Here is a 546-nt window from a genome sequence, read left to right on the forward strand (position 1 = left end):
GGGTCAGCTCGTAGGAGACGACGAGATAGGGCATCCAATCGCCCTCGGCAAAGCCGTTCGTGTTGCCTTTTCCAGCTTTGATGTCGGCCTCGAGGTGCACGTCGGAATCCTTGGCCGGGCGCATCATCCCTTCCGGCTCCATCTCGATGGGCTGAAGATAGACCGCGCCGATCTCCATGCCGGCCTCGGAGTGAGGTGTGCCCACCGGGATTTCTTTCGCCAGAACCGAGCCGGACCCCATGGTCAGGAGAGCGAGTGCAAGCGCCGCTGTAATGGATTGCATGTTCATTAGCGTCCTCGATGCTTGTTTGCGCTGTAAGACAAGACAACCCCTGCCACGCATCGTCTGTCGGCGGCGCGCAAATACCTTACTGGAGAAGTCATGTTTTTCACTTGTCAGCTGCCCCACTCAAAGAGTCAAGCGAAAACAAAAATTTGCGATCCGGCTTTCGCGGCTGGCGTCGTAGACGAGGAATTGTCCAGCTGCGGCCAAATGGCGTTCGTTCATCGGTATTCAGACGGACATCAACTGCGCCCTTGGGCGAG

Annotated in this window: 1 protein-coding gene; it reads right to left on the reverse strand. The window is 57.5% G+C overall.

The annotated features are described in order from the left end of the window. Positions 1 to 289 (reverse strand): iron transporter (locus RX972_RS29170; protein ID WP_316880776.1); only part of this gene is annotated, 289 nt, incomplete at its 3' end. Positions 290 to 546: the final 257 nt, after the last annotated feature.

This window comes from Pseudomonas syringae group sp. J309-1 (assembly GCF_032582135.1).
In the GTDB taxonomy this organism is placed as follows: Bacteria; Pseudomonadota; Gammaproteobacteria; order Pseudomonadales; family Pseudomonadaceae; genus Aquipseudomonas; species Aquipseudomonas quasicaspiana.